This is a genomic window from Eoetvoesiella caeni, assembly GCF_003315175.1.
Classification (GTDB): Bacteria; Pseudomonadota; Gammaproteobacteria; order Burkholderiales; family Burkholderiaceae_B; genus Eoetvoesia; species Eoetvoesia caeni.
On the sequence record NZ_QNRQ01000009.1, the window covers coordinates 1 to 19092 of the forward strand.

Annotated in this window: 15 protein-coding genes; 5 read left to right on the plus strand and 10 right to left on the minus strand. The window is 59.3% G+C overall.

Features of this window, described 5'->3' with window-relative positions:
- The first annotated feature begins 808 nt into the window (after positions 1 to 808).
- Both DFR37_RS15200 and rng read left to right on the plus strand, forming a co-directional pair.
- Positions 809 to 1924, plus strand: coding sequence for an FkbM family methyltransferase (locus DFR37_RS15200; protein ID WP_170139937.1), 1116 nt, complete (start codon positions 809 to 811; stop codon positions 1922 to 1924).
- 71 nt (positions 1925 to 1995) lie between these two features.
- Positions 1996 to 3459, plus strand: a complete 1464-nt coding sequence (gene rng, locus DFR37_RS15205; RefSeq protein ID WP_113934140.1) for a ribonuclease G — start codon at positions 1996 to 1998, stop codon at positions 3457 to 3459.
- A 32-nt stretch (positions 3460 to 3491) separates the two neighbouring features.
- On the opposite strand, the gene DFR37_RS15210 is transcribed toward rng, so the two are convergent.
- The 3 genes from DFR37_RS15210 to msbA form a co-directional block, all read right to left on the minus strand.
- Entirely contained in the window at positions 3492 to 5420 is a 1929-nt protein-coding gene (locus tag DFR37_RS15210) for a serine hydrolase domain-containing protein (RefSeq protein ID WP_113934141.1), read from the minus strand.
- A gap of 164 nt (positions 5421 to 5584) precedes the next feature.
- Entirely contained in the window at positions 5585 to 6037 is a 453-nt protein-coding gene (locus DFR37_RS15215; RefSeq protein ID WP_113934142.1) for a hypothetical protein, read from the minus strand.
- Between the two features lie 53 nt (positions 6038 to 6090).
- Positions 6091 to 7863, minus strand: a complete 1773-nt coding sequence (gene msbA, locus DFR37_RS15220; protein WP_113934143.1) for a lipid A export permease/ATP-binding protein MsbA — start codon at positions 7861 to 7863, stop codon at positions 6091 to 6093.
- A gap of 62 nt (positions 7864 to 7925) precedes the next feature.
- Between msbA and DFR37_RS15225 the strand changes: the two genes are divergently transcribed.
- Genes DFR37_RS15225 through DFR37_RS23325 form a run of 3 tightly spaced genes read left to right on the plus strand, consistent with a single transcriptional unit; the run spans position 7926 to position 9948 of the window.
- On the plus strand, positions 7926 to 8900 hold the full coding sequence (locus DFR37_RS15225; RefSeq protein ID WP_113934144.1) for a glycosyltransferase family 9 protein: 975 nt from the start codon (positions 7926 to 7928) through the stop codon (positions 8898 to 8900).
- Positions 8897 to 9661 carry a YdcF family protein gene (locus DFR37_RS15230; protein ID WP_113934145.1) on the plus strand — a complete coding sequence of 255 codons (765 nt, stop codon included), beginning with the start codon at positions 8897 to 8899 and terminating at the stop codon, positions 9659 to 9661. Before DFR37_RS15225 ends, DFR37_RS15230 begins: the two co-directional genes overlap by 4 nt.
- Positions 9662 to 9663: 2 nt before the next feature.
- A complete protein-coding gene (locus DFR37_RS23325) occupies positions 9664 to 9948 on the plus strand; it encodes a YkgJ family cysteine cluster protein (protein WP_147251633.1) in 285 nt (94 codons plus the stop codon).
- Positions 9949 to 9982: 34 nt separating this feature from the next.
- Here the strand turns inward: DFR37_RS23325 and DFR37_RS15235 are convergent, their stop codons facing one another.
- The 7 genes from DFR37_RS15235 to dnaE all read right to left on the minus strand — a co-directional run bounded on the left by DFR37_RS15235 (position 9983) and on the right by dnaE (position 19044).
- Positions 9983 to 10726, minus strand: coding sequence for a class I SAM-dependent methyltransferase (locus DFR37_RS15235; protein WP_242341869.1), 744 nt, complete (start codon positions 10724 to 10726; stop codon positions 9983 to 9985).
- 158 nt (positions 10727 to 10884) lie between these two features.
- Entirely contained in the window at positions 10885 to 12012 is a 1128-nt protein-coding gene (locus tag DFR37_RS15240) for a glycosyltransferase family 4 protein (RefSeq protein WP_113934147.1), read from the minus strand.
- 7 nt (positions 12013 to 12019) lie between these two features.
- Positions 12020 to 12742 (minus strand): polysaccharide deacetylase family protein, encoded by a 723-nt coding sequence (locus tag DFR37_RS15245; RefSeq protein WP_242341868.1) that lies wholly within the window; start codon positions 12740 to 12742, stop codon positions 12020 to 12022.
- Between the two features lie 11 nt (positions 12743 to 12753).
- Positions 12754 to 13611 (minus strand): glycosyltransferase family 2 protein, encoded by an 858-nt coding sequence (locus tag DFR37_RS15250; RefSeq protein WP_113934148.1) that lies wholly within the window; start codon positions 13609 to 13611, stop codon positions 12754 to 12756.
- Positions 13608 to 14447 carry a polysaccharide deacetylase family protein gene (locus DFR37_RS15255; RefSeq protein ID WP_113934149.1) on the minus strand — a complete coding sequence of 280 codons (840 nt, stop codon included), beginning with the start codon at positions 14445 to 14447 and terminating at the stop codon, positions 13608 to 13610. The genes DFR37_RS15250 and DFR37_RS15255 overlap by 4 nt, the downstream gene beginning before the upstream one ends.
- The gene (locus DFR37_RS15260) at positions 14444 to 15556 is read right to left on the minus strand and encodes a glycosyltransferase family 4 protein (RefSeq protein ID WP_113934150.1); all 1113 of its coding nucleotides are present in this window, start codon (positions 15554 to 15556) and stop codon (positions 14444 to 14446) included. Before DFR37_RS15260 ends, DFR37_RS15255 begins: the two co-directional genes overlap by 4 nt.
- Entirely contained in the window at positions 15553 to 19044 is a 3492-nt protein-coding gene (gene dnaE / locus DFR37_RS15265; protein ID WP_113934151.1) for a DNA polymerase III subunit alpha, read from the minus strand. The genes DFR37_RS15260 and dnaE overlap by 4 nt, the downstream gene beginning before the upstream one ends.
- Positions 19045 to 19092: the final 48 nt, after the last annotated feature.

Here is a 19092-nt window from a genome sequence, read left to right on the forward strand (position 1 = left end):
CGCCATCCGGGCAAACCCTGATGTGTGTGCTGCGAAAGAACGTAACTATAGCAAGCCTTTTTCACCCGTGCAACTCAACGCAGCCCAAAAACCCCTTGAAATTGGCTAGCGTTTGACCACTTTTACCCTAAGCCCTTGACCCAAATCAGGAAATTATTTTGACCGAAATATGAAAATAATTCGACGTTTGCATGAAATCAGTGTGACAGCGGGGAAATCGGGATAAATTGGTTAAAAAGTGATCAGTTAATTCCCCATTACAGGCGCCTTAGAAGACGGGTTCTGGAGCGGACGAGGCCGAAATCTGTCTAGAGACCTACAAAGGCTGGCTTAAAGTGCCTTCATGCAGATGCCATCATCAAGGCGTGGCGTTTTCATGTCTCCTTTATCGCGGCGCGCCCTTTATATAGTCCCCCCTCCTCTATACCGGCCTATATATCGAGGCCTTCCTTATAGAAGCTGCTTTATAAAAGCCACTTTATAGAACCTCCTTTATAGAATTCCCTTTATTGAGCCGCCTTTATAAATATCCCTTTATTGAGCTTCCTTTGCAAAGGTCTGTGCGGAGCCCCGCGCAAAACTTCCTATATGGAACCTCCTTTATAGGATTCCTATAAGCGTCTTGCTTTGAAGCGTTTCCGATGGCTGATCCTTATTCAGTAGAAACGCCCAAAGCCACTGTCCTCTATCGCTATACTATGCAGACAAGCGCCGAGACCACGTACCGCTGCTTTATCAACAGAACAAAACCATGCCGCGGCCCTGGCGCCGCGCATGCGACACTAATAACAAAACAGAGCTCTACCCAATGCAAACCAACACCTCTGCGCAGCTTCAGGCAATCACCACACTATATGGACACAAAATGCTGGTGGACCCCGGCAGCGCTATCGGCCGGGAAGCCGTGCGCAAAGGGATTTACGACCATCCTTCCATAGACCTGCTCCGCAATATATTAAGCGTGCAGCGCTGCCGGACAGTCCTGGACATCGGCGCCAACATCGGCAATCACTCATTGGCATTCAGCCAACTGTGCGCCCGCCTGCTGGCTTTCGAGCCCAGCACGCGAGCCTTCGAAATACTAAAGAAGAATGTCGATGACAATAATCTGCGAAATATCAGGGCCCTGAACTTCGGACTCTCAAACAAAGACCGCGACGCCTGTACCGACATAAAGCCAGCCGCTGCCATAAACGTGGCAACTGGGGAAGCCGTAGTGCGGGAAGCCTTGAATACCGAAGCGACTCACGTCTTGGACACCGACGCCTTTAGTGCGAACGCGACGCAAGCCGCAGGCAAAGAAGCTTTAGGCGCGGAAGCCGTAAACAATGAAGCCTTGGGCACGGCAGCCACTGAAGCCGGCAGCAAGGCCACGTGGGAAGATACCAAAGCAAGCATCGATAGCCCTCAAAGCGAAGCCAATGTTGGGCAAACCGACATTGGCCAACCGGGCGCAGGCAGCAGCTTGCCCGTTTCCGAAGCTGCCGATGCCTCAAATCTGAAATCCGGCGACGCCTATCTGAAGTCGCAACTGATCAACGATGTCGACTTCATCAAGATTGACGCGCAGGGCCGCGAACAAAGCGTTTTCGAAGGCTTGAAGTCGACTCTGCGGCAATGCCGCCCACTGGTCCTGGTAGAGTGGAGCGATAAAAGCTCCGCGGGCTCGTGGATAATGGACAAAGAAATTACGCAAACCCTGTTTCCCAATTACCAGGTCTTTGCCCTGGTCTGGAATTCCAACAAGCACTACTGGACGTCCAAGCGTTTGGGCTCGTTGCGCCGGCATCTGGCCCGCATCTTTACCCGCCGGCACAAAAGGCTGGCCCAGTTCGATCCGGTCGGCCATCAGACTCAGGTAGACAGTATTTTGCTGGTACCTCGTGAAAAGCTGCCTTGCGTCAGCCAGTACGTTTACCGCTGAATCTCGCGGCGCAATCACACGGACACGGCTTTGCCCACCTGCAACATCGCATCTTTTATAGAACATACGCCATGACCGAAGATATTCTTATCAACGTAACGCCTTTCGAAACACGGGTTGCCATCGTCGAACAGGGCTCTGTGCAAGAGCTCCATGTAGAGCGCAGCATACAGCGCGGCCATGTCGGCAATTTATATCTGGGCAAAGTCGTGCGCGTGCTGCCCGGCATGCAAAGCGCCTTTGTGGACATTGGCCTTGAAAAAGCCGCATTCATCCATGTTGCCGACCTGCGCCAGAACCGCAGCGAACGCAGCAACGGCAACCCGGCCACTCCTATCGAAAAACTGCTTTTTGAAGGCCAGTCCTTGCTGGTGCAGGTCATCAAAGACCCGTTGGGCACCAAAGGCGCGCGTTTGTCCACGCAGATCAGCATTGCGGGACGCATGCTGGTTTACCTGCCCTATGACCCGCATCTGGGCATATCCCAAAAAATCGAATCGGAACAAGAGCGCATTGCGCTGCGCGAACGGGTCGAGCGCCTGATGGCCAAGGACGAGACCGGCGGCTTTATTGTGCGCACCCAGGCCGAGGATGCCACCGATGAAGAGCTCGCGGCCGACCAATCGTATTTGCGAATCCTGTGGGACAGCTTGCAAAGCAAAATCAAATCGCTGCCCGCGCCCTCTTTGCTGCATGCCGACCTGACTTTGGCCCAACGGGTCCTGCGCGACATGGTCGGCCCGCATACGGGCTCTATCGTGGTCGACTCGCGCAGCACCGCCCAAGAGCTTATCGAATGGGCCAAGATATACACGCCTTCGGTGCTCGACCGCATCCGCCATTACAGCGGTGAGCGGCCCTTGTTCGATACGGCCAATGTGGACGAAGAAATCGCCCGCGCGCTGTCGCGCCGCGTCGACCTGAAGTCGGGCGGCTACCTGATTATCGATCAGACCGAAGCCCTGACCACAGTGGACGTCAATACCGGCGGCTTTGTGGGTGGGCGGAATTTCGACGACACCATCTTCAAGACCAACCTGGAAGCCGCGGTGGCGCTATCGCGCCAATTGCGGCTGCGCAACCTGGGCGGCATCATCATCCTGGACTTCATCGACATGGACGACGCAGAACACCGCGAGTCCGTGCTGACGGAACTGAACAAGGCGCTAAGCAAAGACCGCACCCGCATGACGGTCAGCGGTTTCAGCCAATTGGGCCTGGTCGAAATGACACGCAAGCGCACGCGCGATTCGCTGGCTCACCAATTATGCGAACCCTGCCCCACATGCGCGGGGCGCGGCAACGTCAGGACGGCGCGCACGCTGTGCTACGAAATCCTGCGTGAAATTTTGCGGGAGTCGCGCCAGTTCAACCCCAAGGAGTTCCGCATCCTGGCCTCGCAGGCCATCGTCGACCTGTTCCTGGAAGAAGAAAGCCCGCACCTGGCCATGCTGGGCGACTTCATCGGCAAGCCGATATCGCTGGAGGTCGAGGGCGGGTATTCGCAAGAGCAATACGATATTGTTTTGATCTGAGGTTCTGGGCGTTTCTGGCTATTTGTCCGCCCTCAAGCCACCGACGCCTTGTAGATCCAGCTGCCTATGGTCAGCATCTCGTTGCCACCCACCATGGTGAAGTGCAGTTCGTACAGGTCGCGTCCGGCGTTGGCTGGAATCTTGACTGTCATGCCGGCGCGGTCGTCGGTCAGCGGGGCTAGCAACTGGTACTCAGGCGAGCCGTCGTCGTAGCTGCTGTTACGCACCAGGACGTAGCCAGGCAGCTCGGGCAGGCTGCCCAGCTTGGCATAGGGTGCGCCTTTCAGTGTGGACGGAACCGTCGCGGGGGATTCGTTGGTGACGGTCCAGGTCTTGCCCATCCGTGTCTGCCAGGCGGCGCTCAACGGGGCCAGCGGAAGCAGTTGTTGCCCCATGGGCAGAGTGGTCTCGTTGTAGCCGGCACCGAACAGGGGGCCACGGAGCATCAGGTAGCGGTAGCGGTAGGGTTGTCCGTTCGCGTCAGTGCCAGACACGACCTCGAAGCGGTAGCTGATGGGGGCATCGTTGCTCCACCACCAGCCGTCGTTACGGTAGCTGTAGCTGGCGTCGCCGTTCATCGACTGCCAAGCGCTGCCGTTCCAGGATGAGAGCGAGAAGCTGCCGTCCCGGTTGGCGGTGACGCGCATGGGCTGGTTATAGTTGGCATAAACGCCCACGGCGTCAGTCAGGTCGGGGGATGCCGCCTTAGGCGGCGCAGTATAGGCGACCAACGGCGGCAAGGCAGGTATCGAACCTTCCTCGACCAGCGCACGCAGCAGCACGCCTTCGGCCAGCGCGCCGGCGCGATAGGTGTCGGAGCGTTGCGCATTGCCCGTGTTGCCGGTCACCATCAGAGCCAGCCGCTGGTCCGGCAGCACGTAGAAGTCGCTCGAAAAAAACGCTGTGCCGCCGTTCTTCTGCCAGGCCTGAACGCCGGCCGCTGCCAGGCCGGGATGCCGCACGCTGTCCCAGCCAAGCCCCCACACCCATTGCGGCGAAGGATTGACGATCAGGTTCTTGGTCTGGTCGGTTCCCATCTGCGCGATGCCGTCGGCCGACACAATGCGACGCGACTGGTAAGTGCCTTGCTCGAGGAACAGACGCGCCAGTTTCATCATGTCGTCCGGCGTGGCAGTCAGGCCTCCGGTGGCCAACGGACTGACGAACTCCTGAGGGTATTGCCGGCCGCCAGAATAAGGCAGCGCAAATAAGCCGCCCGCCGGCTCCTTTGTCAGAAAACCAGAATCGGCCATGCCCAGGGGATCCAGCACGTTGGCCTGGATGAAGGAGACGTAGTCCTGCTTGGCTAGGGCCGCCACCACCCGTTCGATCATCGTGAAGCCGTCATTGCAATAGACAGCCAGCATCCCGGGCAGGTGCTTCAGGTGCTGGTCGGCCAATGCCGCTTCGGCGTTGACCGCGTAGCCCGGTATGGGTTCGAAGGTGAAGGCGTTGCGCATGCTGGTACCGGGCAGGCCCGAGGAATGCGAAAGCAGATGCCTGGTCGTGATCCGCTCATACTCGGGCGACAGCATGGTGAAGCCGGGAAGGTAGCGCGCCACCGGCACATCCAGGTCCAGCAGTCCGCGGTCCCGCAGGATCATGGCGGCCAACGCCGCCAGCACCTTACTGACCGAGCCGATGTTGAAGCGTGTCTGGATGGTGGCAGCGACGTTGTCCCGTACCGAGGCGCGTCCGAAGGCCTGCTGCCAGACCACGGTGTCGTTCTTGAGCAGGGCTATCGAGACTGCGGCCACGTTGTCGGGATCGCCAGCCAAGGCCCGCCTGATTTCGTTGCTGCCCCACGCTATTGTCTGCGAGTAAGCGGCGTGCGGCAGGCCGCCGTCTGCGCTGCAGCCAGGCAGAACCGCTGCCAGCATGCCGGCAGCGCCGTAACCCAGGAATTGCCGGCGGCTGGAAGATACAGGACAGATAGGGCTTGGGGCAGACAGTGCTTGCATCGATGCTTCTCCGGTTACGGGGACGTGGCCGGTAAGCATCTCCCCAACGTAGGCATGATAGCAGCGCATAGGTCACTGCGACACCTTTCGCGCTGCACGGCCGAACTGGTGGGCCGCCTCCGACCGTTCCAGCCGGAGAATCACCGCAACGACTCCCGCCCTCTTTATTCCTTCTCTTTGGCCGGCTCGGCCGGCCGCGGGTCGCCGGGGCATAGGCCCGGATTCAGGACGATGTCGTAGGCTGCCTGTATCTGGGCGTCGGTGGGCGTGTAATAGCTATAAAGGCGCCCGCGTGCCGCCTTGCCTTCGATCAATTGCAGGCCCAGCACCATGCTGCGGTTCATGTCGGTGCTGTTTTGCCCAGGCGTGGGGTCAAGCGGCAGCAGGATACGGGCGTAGCTGGGGTGAAGTTCGTCGACGGCGAACTTCACATTGGAATGGCAAGCAGCCTGGTGCTTGAACACTCCGCGCTGGATCTGCACGAAGGACTTGGGTACCCAGCGCTCTGCACGCAAGTACGTCGGAGTTTCGAGAACTGCCGGCCCGAGCCCGCCCCCACCCGATGCCGCGCATCCGGCCAGCAGGCCCAGACTGAATAACACCACGAATTTTTTCATTGCTTTTCCTTAGTCACACTTTATTCGGCTTGCTGGACCCAATGGATGCGGCCTTAGTCCTTGAATTGCATGTTGTACAGCGAAGCATACAGGCCATCGCTGGCCAGCAAGTCTTCGTGACGCCCCTGCTCGACGATTCTACCGGCATCCAGAACAACGATTTTGTCGGCCTTTTGCACAGTGGACAAGCGATGAGCAATGACCAAGGTGGTGCGGCCGGCCATCAAGCGCTCGAGCGATGCCTGTACCTGGGCTTCGGACTCATTGTCCAATGCCGACGTGGCCTCGTCCAGTATGAGTATGGGCGCGTTCTTGATAAGCGCCCGCGCAATGGCCAGGCGCTGGCGCTGACCACCCGACAGAGTATTGGCATTTTCGCCGACTTGCGTCTCCAGGCCTTGCGGCAGGTCGGCAACAAAATGATGCAGGTTGGCGGCTTCAAGCGCCTGATGTATATCGTCCTGGCTGGCTTGATGCAAGGCCCCGTACCCGACGTTTTCGCCTATGGTTCCGTCAAACAGCACGACGTCCTGGCTTACCAGGGAAAGCTGGGCGCGCAGGCTGCGCAAGGTGCAATCAAGCACGGGATGGCCGTCGATCAGCACCTGGCCGCTGGTGGGCACAATAAAACGCGGCAGCATGTTGACCAAGGTGGTTTTGCCGCTGCCCGAACGGCCCACCAGGGCCACCGTCTGCCCCGGTTCTACCGTAAAGGAAACATCGGAAATGGTGTCGCTTTGCGCCTCGGCAAAGCGATGGACGATGTTCCTGAATTCGACTTTGCCCTTGACCGGTTCGGTAAATTCGAAGGTTCCGCTGTCGTCTTCGGGAAGGTGGTCGACCAAGGCGAACACACTTTCGGCGGAAACCAGCATGCGCTGCATGGCGGCCGCGATATTCGTCAGGCGCTTCAAAGGGTCGAAGATCTGGCCCAGCGCCGCCATGAAAGCGGCAAAACTGCCTACTGTCAGGCCGCCGTGGTTGGCCTGGTACAGCGCCACCGCAATAACGGCGGCCACCGACAGGGCAACAAAGAACTGCGTGAGCGGCGACATGGCTGCGTCGGCCGATACCGCGCGCATGGCAAAACGCCGCAAGCGGCCATTCACATACTGGAATCGGCCCGACTCGCGCTCGTAGCCGTCGAACAGCTTGACTACGCGCTGCCCGTCTATGGCTTCGCCAACCACGCGCGTGAGTTCCGCATTCATGCTGATGGTATCGCGGTTGATGCGCCGCAGCCTCTTGATGAAGATACGCGAAACGAACACCGACAGCGGCAGCATCACCACCACGATCAGCGTCAACTGCCACGACATATAAAGCAATACAGCCAGCAGAGCCACAACGATCAGGGTTTCGCGCACCAGCACCGTAATGACTTCGGTCGCCAGGTTGGTTACATTGTTGGCGTCGATGGTAAAGCGATTCAATAAACGCCCGGTATCGCCGCGCCTGAACTCTTCATCGGGCAGGCCGAGCAAACGCTCGAACATTTCGCGGCGGATGCCCAGCAGCATATTGTTGGCTATCCAGGCCAGCACATAGCTGCTGCCGAAGGTGCAGATGCCGCGCAACAGCATCAGTCCGACCACAGCCAATGGGATCGACCAGATCAGGGAGGGCTGCGAACCGCCAAAGCCTTCGTCCAGCAACGGCTTCATGATGACCGCGAGCGTAGGCTGGGTGGCAGCGCTGATGCTGAGCAGGATGGCCGCGACAATGGCCGCCTTCCAATAAGGCCCCAGGCGCGAATAGATTCGGCGCCACAGGTCGAACTTGACGGGCTCGGAGTGAGCAGCACCGGAAGATGGGACAGAATTCAAGAATCGACTCGCTCTTATACAATTGGGTGCACCATTTTAGCGTTGTTGCGGAATCCCTATTAATGTCAGATATTTCAGCCATATATGTACGCTTGCCGAATTGGATCGGAGACGTCTGCATGAGCTTGCCAAGCCTGCATGCGTTGCTGAACACCGGCCTGCCCGTCGTAGTGTGCGCCCGCCCATGGGCCAGGGACCTGCTGGCGGGCTACCAGCTGGCCGGATTCCTTGAAATGAAAGGCCGCTGGCGCGAAGACCGGGCCCGCGTCGCGGCGCATAAGAAGGGCGCGCGCTATGCGCGGGCCAACGGGCTGCTGCTGCCCGACTCGCTGTCCAGTGCGATGGTGTTCCGCTTTGCGGGCCTTCCAAGCTGCGGCTATCGCGACGATGGACGCAGCCTGATCCTGCGCTGGCCGATAAAGAAGCCCCCTGCCTCGACACATGCCGTGCAATCCTGGTATCACCTGACCGCACAAGCGTTGCAGCGTTGGGATCGCCCTCCCATCCCCGCACGCGCGCCCAGTTCGCTGGGCCTGCGCCTGGCCGCCCGCCATGCCGAAGAAGGAAAGCTGGCAATGGACGATGCAGGCATCGAACCCGGCAAGTTCGTTCTAATCGCTCCCACGGCCACCGGCCTGCACCGGGGCCTGGTAAAAGTATGGCCGCACTTCGAGGCCTTGACCCAGGCGCTGAAGCAGCATGGCCATATTGTCGCGATGTGCCCGCCCCCCGCGGAAGCCGACGAAGCCCGGCGCAACGCGCCCAGCGCCCTGTGCCTGCCGCCCATGAAGCTGGGGGCTTTTGCTACACTGGCTCAGTCCTCGTCATTGGTCATATGCAATGATTCGGGCGTGTCGCATATCGCGGCGGCCGCGCAGGCAAAGCAGCTTACGTTATTTGGAGTCACCCGGCGCGAACGCACGGGGCCATGGTCGCAACAGGCCACGTGCTTGGGTTCGGAAGGCAATTGGCCCACATTGGACGAAGTGCTGCAACAAGCGTTATTGCTTGCATCACCAACAAATCGGCTTGCATGAATTTTTCCAATTTCTTCACCAACCTGATTATTCCCCTGAATCTTTGCATAACGCTGCTCGTGCTGGCGGCGCTGTGCTTCATCGTACGGTGGCGTCGGACGGCTTTGTTGCTGAGCGCGCTGGCTTTGTGCTGGGGGCTGTTCTGGTCCTTGCCCGCCTCGTCGCTATGGGCCGGCGGACGGCTGGAGCAGCTATACCCCTATACCCCTCCCGAAGACCTGCCCGCGGCGCAAGCGATTGTGGTGCTGGGAGGCAATACGGCAGGCGGGCGGCTGAATTGGTTCGAGCCCTATGACCGCGCCAGCGCGGCCACTCGCACGGACAACGCCGCCGTCCTGTACGACGCCAATCGCGCGCCCCTGCTGGTTTTGTCGGGCGCCGCCCTGGAAGGCAAGACCAGCGAAGCGCAAACCATGGCCAATGCACTGGAAAAACGCGGTATTCCGGCGCAAGCGCTGGTTCTTGAAACCGACAGCGGCAACACCCGCGAAAACGGCTTGTACACCGCAAAGAAGCTCAAGGAGCTTGGGCTTTCACGGGTACTGCTGGTGACTTCGGCCCTGCATATGCCGCGCGCCATGGCTGTTTTCAAGAAACTGGGCATTACCGCCGTTGCCGCGCCCGCCCCCCCACAGATTGTCGTTCCCGAAGATCCCGACTTTTCTTTCTGGCTGCCCAACGAGCGTGCCTTCGATGCGGCCCGCTCCATTATCAAGGAATATGCAGGCTTGCTGGTCTACTGGGTGCGCGGCTGGATATGAGCATGGCATGCCGCCCATCTTGCGGCGCCTGCTGCATAGCGCCCTCCATTTCAAGCCCTATCCCCGGAATGCCCTTCGGAAAGCCCGCCGGTACCCGATGTGTCCAGCTGAACGACAGCAATCAATGCTTGATTTTTGGCCATCCGCAGCGGCCTGCCGTTTGCTCGTCCTTGCAACCAGAGCCTTCGATGTGCGGCAACGATCGCGAGCACGCATTACGCTGGCTCGGGCACATGGAAGAAATCACGGCTCCGGAAAATAGTGACGGCTTGGCGGGACGCACCTGAAACGAGACCGCTTGAACGTCTCGCCACGCCCGCCCTATTCAGCCGTAGCCGCTCCGTAGGTGGCGGACACCACCAGCCAGCGGCCGTGCACCGACTGGCGCGAGCCCGCCTGGCCCCAAAAATTGGCCTCGTCCGGAGTTTTGGACTGACGGTGCTTCAGTCGGTAGTACAGGCGGCCGGGCAAGGCCAGCACATGTTCGATCCAGCGCATGGGCTTGCGTTCGCTTACTTCGTGCAAGGTAATATCGCCATACCCATGATGGGACAGCAACTGATGCAGCAGGCTGAAGGTAAACGGGAAATACGTAACATAGCCTTCGCCCGGTTTTCTGGTGACGGCCGGCCGGAATCCCGAGTGAAAGCCGCGGAGAAAGAATTGCAGTCGCGAACGCATGTACCAGGTATTTGGCGTGGTGATGATGACAGTGCCGCCCGGACGCAGGTTGTCCGCAAAGCTGGCCACGGCACAGCCCGGATTGGCAAGCGAGTGAATGGCTTCGCAGCAGACCACGGCGTCGTATTGCCTTGTTTCGGACATGGGCTTGTTCAGATCGTGCTCGATAATATTGCGGTAGCCGCCATCCGCGGGCGGGAATTCCCACAAGCAGGCCCCGTCCACGACCACGCCCGAATTTTTGTCTTTCAGGGCGTAGCCAAGCCAGCCATCGCCGCAAGGCGCATCCAGAACCGTTCGCGCATTGCGTTCGTGCAAAATCGAAAGCACCACCGGATAGTACGGAAAATTCGGGTAATTCGGATAATTTGTTGTAGTCGTCATGGCCATGGTCCCCTTCCATTTTATGTGGCCGGATTCTAGCAGAAGGCCGGCCGATCCAGTCGTTATTTTTCTGCAATGGCCCGCGAAGCCTTCGCTATTTCCAAGGTCTTTATTATTTGATTGACACAGCCTGAGAAAGCTGCCGCTGCCGCGGCGCCTTATCGCTCGGCCAGCACTTCGCGATAAAGCTCAAGATACCTGCGCGCCACCTCGTCCCAGCTATGACGATCGACCACATCGCTTCCGCCGCGCACCAGCCGCGCGCGCAAGTCCGCGTCGCCGTCGATGGCACGCAAATACTCGGCCAATTGGCTGGCGTTTTCAGGATCAGATAAAACCAGCGCTTCGGTGCCGTGGCTAACATACTGGGCAAAGCCGCACCATGGCTGGGGGCTTAACACGACGGGCAGACTGAAAGACATCGCCTCCAGCGGAGCCATGCCGAAACTGTCGTTCAAGGTTGGATGTACATAGACATCGGCCGCCGCGTAATACTTGCCTACATCGGGCGTCGCGTCGATGACGCGTACACGGTCGAACAGCTCTCCGCCGTTGAACTTGAGCACAAATTCGCGTGTTCCCGCATTACCGCCCACGATTAGAAGCTTGACGTGAGCAGGCAGGACAGCCAGCGCCTTGAGCGCTGTTGGAAGCCCTTTGCGCAATGGGTTGCGGGCCACGAGCAGGCAGACGCGGTCGGCATCCGACCAGCCCAGCGCTGTGCGCGTTGCATCGCGTTCGGCCGCAATACTGTCCGGCGGGCGTGTGACGCCGGGCGGAATTACCGGGGCCTGCAAACCGCTGCCGTAGGCTTGCCTTAATTGATTGGCGATCAGGTCCGAGACAGCCACGGTGCGATGCGAGTTTTTTACCGCGACCCGCCGCCTTTCCAGACCAAGATAAGTTTGTACACGCGGGCTGATATACGACAGGGCAAGCTTTAAAAAAGGCAGCTTGCGTACACGCCAGTTGTAGCGGACCGGCGTGACATGCACGACTTCGACATTGCCGCAGTAGCCGTTCATGTGTGAATGCACAATATCGAAGCCATGCCGCGTGGCGGCCCTGGCCCTTACCGCGAACAGCAATACACGCACCCAGCTGGGCCAACCGGCCCATGAGCGCAGGCTGACGTAAGGTAAACGCAGATCGCAGGCCTCATCGTATTCGCGGGCAAAAACGGTGATGTCGTGATCGACGGCCAGCTCGCGCATCAGTGCGACGCCATACGCTTCAGCCCCACCAAAACGGGCTCCGAACCGGTCGACCACAAATGCTATCTTCAATCGCGATTCAGTCACGGCGGCGTTTATCCTCCAGCCTGGTCAGGCACTTTTGCAGAAAACGGACAATATTGGTCGAGCGCGCTATGGTCACGCGCGGCAGGCCGAACGGATCGTCGCCGGGCCGGACCAAGCCGCGGATTGTCGTGGTTGCGTTGGTGTAGCCGGCGTTGCGAACCATCTGTCGTATCTGGGGGCTTTCGTCCCCGTAGGGGTAGCAGAAAGCCGTAACCTCGGTACCCAGCGCCTGCTCTAGCTCCAGCTTGGACTGGCTGATCTGGTAGTTGGCGATTTGCGGCGAGATCTGCGGCAAATGGACATGCTCCAGGGTGTGCGAGCCCACTTCCTGGCCGGCAAAAGCCCATTGCCGCATTTCCTCGAGCGACATTAAATCGGAATGCGGTATGCCTATGTCGTAATCCCACACGTTGCCGCCATCGAACTGGCGCGCCACGAAATAATTGGTGGACGTGAAATGCAGTTGCCTCAACACTGGCAGCGCGTTCTGGTAAACATTGCGATAGCCGTCGTCGAAGGTAATGCCGAACACCTTGCCGCGGCGCTGGCCGTTCAAATACGGCATGAGGTCGCGCATGGACAAGCCGCGGTAGCCCAGCCGGCTCATCCAGACCATTTGCCGCTTGAAGTCGGCGGGATGCACCGTCAAGCTGCGGTAAGGCGAGCCCTTCGCGGCCGGCAGCCCTACCTGGTGGTACATGAGTATAGGAATCATGGCCCTCATAGTTACTTGCTCTTGTTCAGAAACCACAGCTTGCTGTAGCGAAAGAAACTGCCCGTGGCCGCGGTGATGGCGAGAATCAAGCCTTCCTTGCCGTCCAGAAAGCCCCGCCGAATAATATAGATGCGCACAAAAGTCCAGAACGCATGTCCCAGCACGCCCGGGATGGAAGTGGTTTTTCCACGGGCGTGCATCATTTGCGCCGCATCAGTCGAATAACGATTTACCTTGCCGATCATGGCGTCCATATCGGCATAAGGATAATGCAGGAAATGGCCTTCAAGGACAGCGCCCTGGCCCTGGGCTTTCACGCTTTCGTGAACCGCCGCATCGGTAAAACGCGCCGTTGTGCGCTTGAACAGCCTTAGCACATGGTCGGGCCACCAGCCACTATGGCGGATCCAGCGCCCGCAAAAATTGGAAAGCCGCGCAATTTTGTAGGCCTGCGCCCGCGGCGCGGCCAGTTCGCGCAAGATCGCCTGCTTCAACTCCGGCGTGACGCGCTCGTCGGCATCGATGGACAACACCCAGTCGCAGGTTGCCAAGTCAAGCGCGCGATTTTTCTGGGGACCAAACCCCGGCCAGTCTTCGGTAATATGCACTTTGGCGCCCTTGGCTTGAGCAATATCGCGTGTGCCGTCGGTACTGCCCGAGTCCACCACGATGATCTCATCGGCGAACGAAACAGAATCAAGGCAGTCCCCAATGTGCCGCGCTTCGTCCTTGGTAATGACGATGACCGACAGCGTGGCTTTTGCCGCCGTAAAAGGGGCCGCATCATTTTGAAGCTGCCGCAACCGCGTGGACCCAGCCTCCGCGGCTTCGCCATCAAGGGCGGAGTCTGCTCCGCGGGTTGTGGTCATGATCGCTTCCCTAGTGAGCGCTTCCATAGCTTCCAGCGGTTGAACAGCGGCCCCACGATGGGATCGACGGCAATCTTCACGCGCCGCCCCACCGAAGCGCCGGTTGTATTGCGCACGGCAAAGCGATGTATGCGGGCCGGATCCGTGCCGGCCCGGTTTTGCCCGAACGCCTGCGTCGTATACAGATAGCGGAATCCCGCCTGCTGGGCGAGCTTGATGTAGTCATCGTCGAAATACCCTTGCGGCCAGCAAAAATGTTCCGAGACATGGCCCAGGTTTTCTTGCAACGCCGCTTTGGAGTCGGCCAGTTCCTGCGCCATCAGTGCGTTCTTTTCAGCGGGCCGGATTTTGTCCCAGCGCGTATGAGTATGTGTATGGCTATGGAATTCGATGGCACCGTCGGCCTGCATGGCCTGGATCTCGCTCCAGCGCAATATGACTTCATCGCTGCGACCTTGTTCGATAAGGCGTTCGCACTCCCGATGCTCGGGAGTGGGAGCCAGCGGTCCCTGCCCCAGGACATTGCGCACAGGCCCATTGCCTACCCAGGATGTCACCAAAAAAATCACAGCATGGAAGCCATGTTTCTTGAGCAGCGGATATGCGTAGATCCAGTTGTCCAGGTATCCGTCGTCAAAAGTAATGAGCACCGACCTGGCCGGTACCGGGCTGCCCGCCAGGTGCCCGGCAAACTGGGCCGCGGTGATTGAACGGTAACCATGCCGGGCCAACCAGGCAAGCTGGTTCTCGAAGTTCTCCGGGCTGGCGGCGATCATTCCGCCAGACGGAGACACGTGGTGGTACATCAAGACTGGAACGGTAACTGCCGTCTTCATTTTCGCAACTCGCCTAGCCAACGTTCATAACAGGACTCGATGCTTTCAGCCATGGCCTGCCCGCTGAACTTGCCATCGACGCGGATCATGCGCCGACCGGCTTCCCCCATTTGGATGCGCAATGCGGGGTCGCTGATCAATCTCTCTAGTGCGGCCGTCAAGGCGGGTTGATCGTGCAGCGGCACCAACAAGCCAGTCACGCCATCTTGCACCATTTCGGGCACGCCGCCAACCTTTGTGCCCACAATCGGCAAGCCTGCCGAGGCGGCTTCGGCAAATACCATTCCGGCGGCCTCCATTTCGGTTGCCAATGCAAAAATATCGAATCCCGCAAGCAACTCGGGAACATCCTTGCGAGCGCCAAGCAAATGCACTCGTTTGTTCAAGCCCTTGGCCTGGACCTGCTCTTGAACCTGCTCAAAAACCGGCGATCCGCCGCCCACCAGCACCAAATGAAGGTTGGGGCGCTGGCGTATCAAAGGCTCGACGGCGTCGACCAAGGCGCGATGGCCTTTTTCTGCCCGCATGACCGCGACGCAGCCGATGACGATGTCGTTCTGGGCGAGCCTGAGCTCCTGCCTTAGCGCCTGGGGATCAACGCCTTGCCGCAAGTCGATCGACGGATAGACCGTAGCGACGTCGGACGGCCGCACACCCCGTTCGATAAGAAGCTTGCGCACATAGTCGCTGGATGTCGTCACCCGATGAGGAATCACGGTAAACGACAACAGGGACCCAACACGCTTGGCAAGATGGCGGGTACGCACGATGAGCGGCGTACCGGCCAGGCGGCCCGCGCAGCCGGCCAGCATCGTGTCGCGCCGGCTATGGGTGTTGAGCACGTCGAACCGTCCGGCCTTCAATACCTTGCGCAGTTTGATCACGCCTTTGACGAAATTGGCAGGGCCGTCCATTAACAGCGTGTGCACGGTAAAGCCGTCATCGCTCAGGCGCTGGGCCAATATGGCGTGCGGCTGGCAAATTGCCTCTAGATGATGGCCGCGGTCGCGCATGGCATGCATCATCCGATAGATATACTGCTCTTGCCCGCCGAAGCTGGTTGCGGCCTCGGAATGGACAATGCGCAACGGGCGCGGCTCTTTGGTCATGTATACCGGATCTCCACGCCTTCGGGTTTGACCCATTCTCCTAATTGATCGAGCATGACGTCGGCCATGCGCACCCGCCATTCTTCACCCAGGCGCACCGTGCACAAGAACCCATCCTGCTTGAGCCGGACTTCGACCGGCACTCCCGGCACGCCGTTTTCTGGTTCAGCACGGAAAGGATTGAGCAATTGGCGCAAGCGCGCCGCATCGGTGCTGCCGTTCAGGGTGATGGACAAGGCCCTGGCACGCTCTTCGCGCGCCAGTTGAAGGTCATACACCTGGTCGGCCGACACCCTCAGGCCGCCGGAATAGTCGTCGTTGCTGACCTTGCCGTGAATGATGACAAGCTTGTCTTCTTTGAGGCGGTTGCGGTGTTGTTCGTAAAGCTCGTTGAAAATGGCGACCTCGACCTGGGCCGAGCCGTCGTCCAGCAAGGCATAAAGCATTTTGCCGCGCCTTGTCATTTTTACCCTGACCGATGAAAGCACGCCGGCAAACCACTGCAAACCGCGCGCCGGTTCCAGGCGGGCCAGCGGCTTGGGCGCGAAGCGGCGCACTTCGTCGCGCCAGGAGTCGAACAAATGCGCACTGAAGAAGAACCCCAGCGCGGCTTTTTCTTGTGTGAGCCGCGTATGAAGATCCCATGGAGCCACATTGGCCAGCACGCCTTCGACAATATCGTTGCTATCGTCGGCGAACAGAGAAACCTGGTTAGCGCTGCGCTCGGCCTGCTCGGCCGCTTCGATTGCCGTACTGATGGTTGCCAGTACCGCTGCGCGGTTTTCATCGATGCGGTCGAAAGCGCCGGCACGGATCAAGGCCTCGATGGTGCGGCGGTTGACCATGTGGCGATCGACCCGGCGGCAAAAATCGAACAGACTGGTATACGGGCCGTCCTGCTCGCGTACGCGAATGATCTCTTCGACAGCGGCCTGCCCCGCGCCCTTGACGGCGCCCAGGCCGTAACGCATGGTGCGCGGCGGCTGGCCCTTGGCCGTGTATCGATCGGCGACAGGCTCGAAGCGATAATTGGATTCGTTGACATCGGGCGGCAAGACCTCCACGCCGTTTGCCAGTGCATCCTTCCAGAAAATTTGCACCTTGTCGGTGTCGTCCATGTCGGACGACAGTGTGCCCGCCAAGAACTCGGCAGGATGATAAGCCTTGAGCCATGCAGTCTGGTAGGCGATAAGTGCGTAAGCGGCCGAATGGCTTTTATTGAAGCCGTAGCCCGCGAACTTTTCCATCAGATCGAACAGTTTGACCGCCAGTGCGGCGTCGTAGCCTTTCTTTACCGCGCCCTCTTCGAAAATAGCCCGGTGCTTGGCCATTTCTTCTGGCTTTTTCTTGCCCATGGCCCGCCGCAGCATGTCGGCGCCGCCCAAGGTATAGCCCCCGATGATCTGGGAGATCAGCATCACCTGTTCTTGATAGACGATGACGCCGTACGTGCTTTTAAGCACGGGTTCCAGGTCGGGGTGGAAATAATCGACCTCGGCGCGGCCGTGCTTGCGATTGACGAAGTCCAGCACCATGCCCGACTCGAGCGGGCCCGGGCGGAAAAGCGCCAGCACGGCAATGACGTCTTCAAATGTATTGGGCTGCAGATTCTTGAGCAGCTCTTTCATGCCGCGCGACTCTAGCTGAAACACCGCCGTGGTGTTGCCTTCGCTGAGCAGCCGATAGGTGCCCAGGTCGTTGAGCGGCAGCGACATGATGTCGAAATCGCGCTTGTCCTCGTTGAAGCGGCGCACATAACGCACCGCCCAGTCCAGGATGGTCAGGTTGCGCAAACCCAGAAAGTCGAACTTGACCAGGCCGGCGGCCTCGACGTCGTCTTTGTCGAACTGGGACACCGCATTGCTGTCCACGCCCGGCTGGCAATACAGCGGGCAGAAATCAGTAAGCTTGCCCGGCGCAATGAGCACGCCCCCGGCGTGCATGCCGATGTTGCGGGTCAGGCCTTCAAGCGGGCGCGCCAGATCGATAAGGGCGCGCACTTCTTCGTCCTGCTCGTAGCGCTCTTTGAAAGCCGGCTCGTCGGCCAAAGTACGTTCCAGGGTCCAGGGGTCCGCCGGGCTGAACGGAATAAGCTTGGACAGGCTATCGCACAGCGAATACGGCATTTCAAGTACCCGGCCCACGTCGCGCACGACGGCCTTGGCCCCCAACGTACCAAAAGTGGCAATCTGACTGACGGCTTCTTTACCGTATTTTTGCTTTACATAGTCGATGACGCGTTCGCGGTTATCCTGGCAAAAGTCAATATCGAAGTCGGGCATGGATACCCGTTCGGGGTTAAGAAAGCGCTCGAACAGCAAGTCGTACTGGATGGGGTCGAGGTCGGTAATGCCCAGCGAATACGCCACCAGTGAACCCGCGCCCGACCCCCGTCCCGGACCAACCGGAACGCCGTTGTTCTTGCCCCAGTTGATGAAGTCGGCCACGATCAGGAAGTAGCCGGGAAAGCCCATTTCTATAATGGTCTTGCACTCCCAGGCCAGGCGCTCTTTATATTCGGCCTGGCGGGCGCTGCGCGCGCCTTCGTCGGGAAAGAGCTGCAGCATGCGCTTTTCCAGCCCCGCCTCGGACAACTGGACCAGATAATCATCCAGTGTCACGCCTTCCGGCGTCGGGAAGTTCGGCAGGTACGGGGTGCCCAGGTGCAGCGTCAGGTTGCAGCGCCGGGCGATTTCCACCGTGTTGGCCAGCGCCGACGGGACGTCGGCAAACCGCTGGGTCATTTCCTGCGAGTTCAGCAGGTATTGTTCTTGCGTAAAACGCCGCACCCTTTTGGGGTTGGCCAGTTGCTCGCCCTCGGAAATGCACACGCGCGCCTCATGCGCGCGAAAGTCGCCGGCATCGATGAACTGCACCGGATGCGTGGCCACCACCGGCAAATCAAGTTCGCCGGCCAGCCGCAGGGCCGCCTGCACATAGGCTTCGTCGCCCTCGGCACCCGAACGCTGCAGCTCGATATAGTAGCTGCCCGGGAAAAGCCCGGCCCATCGGCGTGCCAGCATCCTGGCTTCGTCGTCGCGGCCCGATTCTAGCGCCTGGCCTACGTCGCCGCCACGGCCGCCCGAAAGAACGATAAGCCCCTGCCGACCCTGCAACCATTCGCTGCGCACTTCGGCCCGGCCCATATGCTGGTTGTCCAGCCACGAACGAGTCAGGATATCGCACAAGTTCAAATAACCCTGATGCGTGCTGACCAGCAGCAACAAACGATGGGGCTTATTCGGCTCGGTCTCGTTTTGCACCCAGATATCGCAGCCGGCAATCGGTTTGACACCGCCCTTGCGGGCAGATTTATAAAACTTGATAAGGCCAAAAATATTGGACAAATCGGTCAGCGCCACAGCGGGCTGCCCGTATTCGGCCACTTTCTTTATCAGCGCGGGAATCTGCACAATGCCGTCCACCACCGAAAATTCGGAATGAACGCGCAGATGCACAAAGGGTAATGAAGTATTCAGATCGGTCATTAATGAATTGTACTTAAGAGAGAGGTCTGAAAGGCAAGCTTATATTGC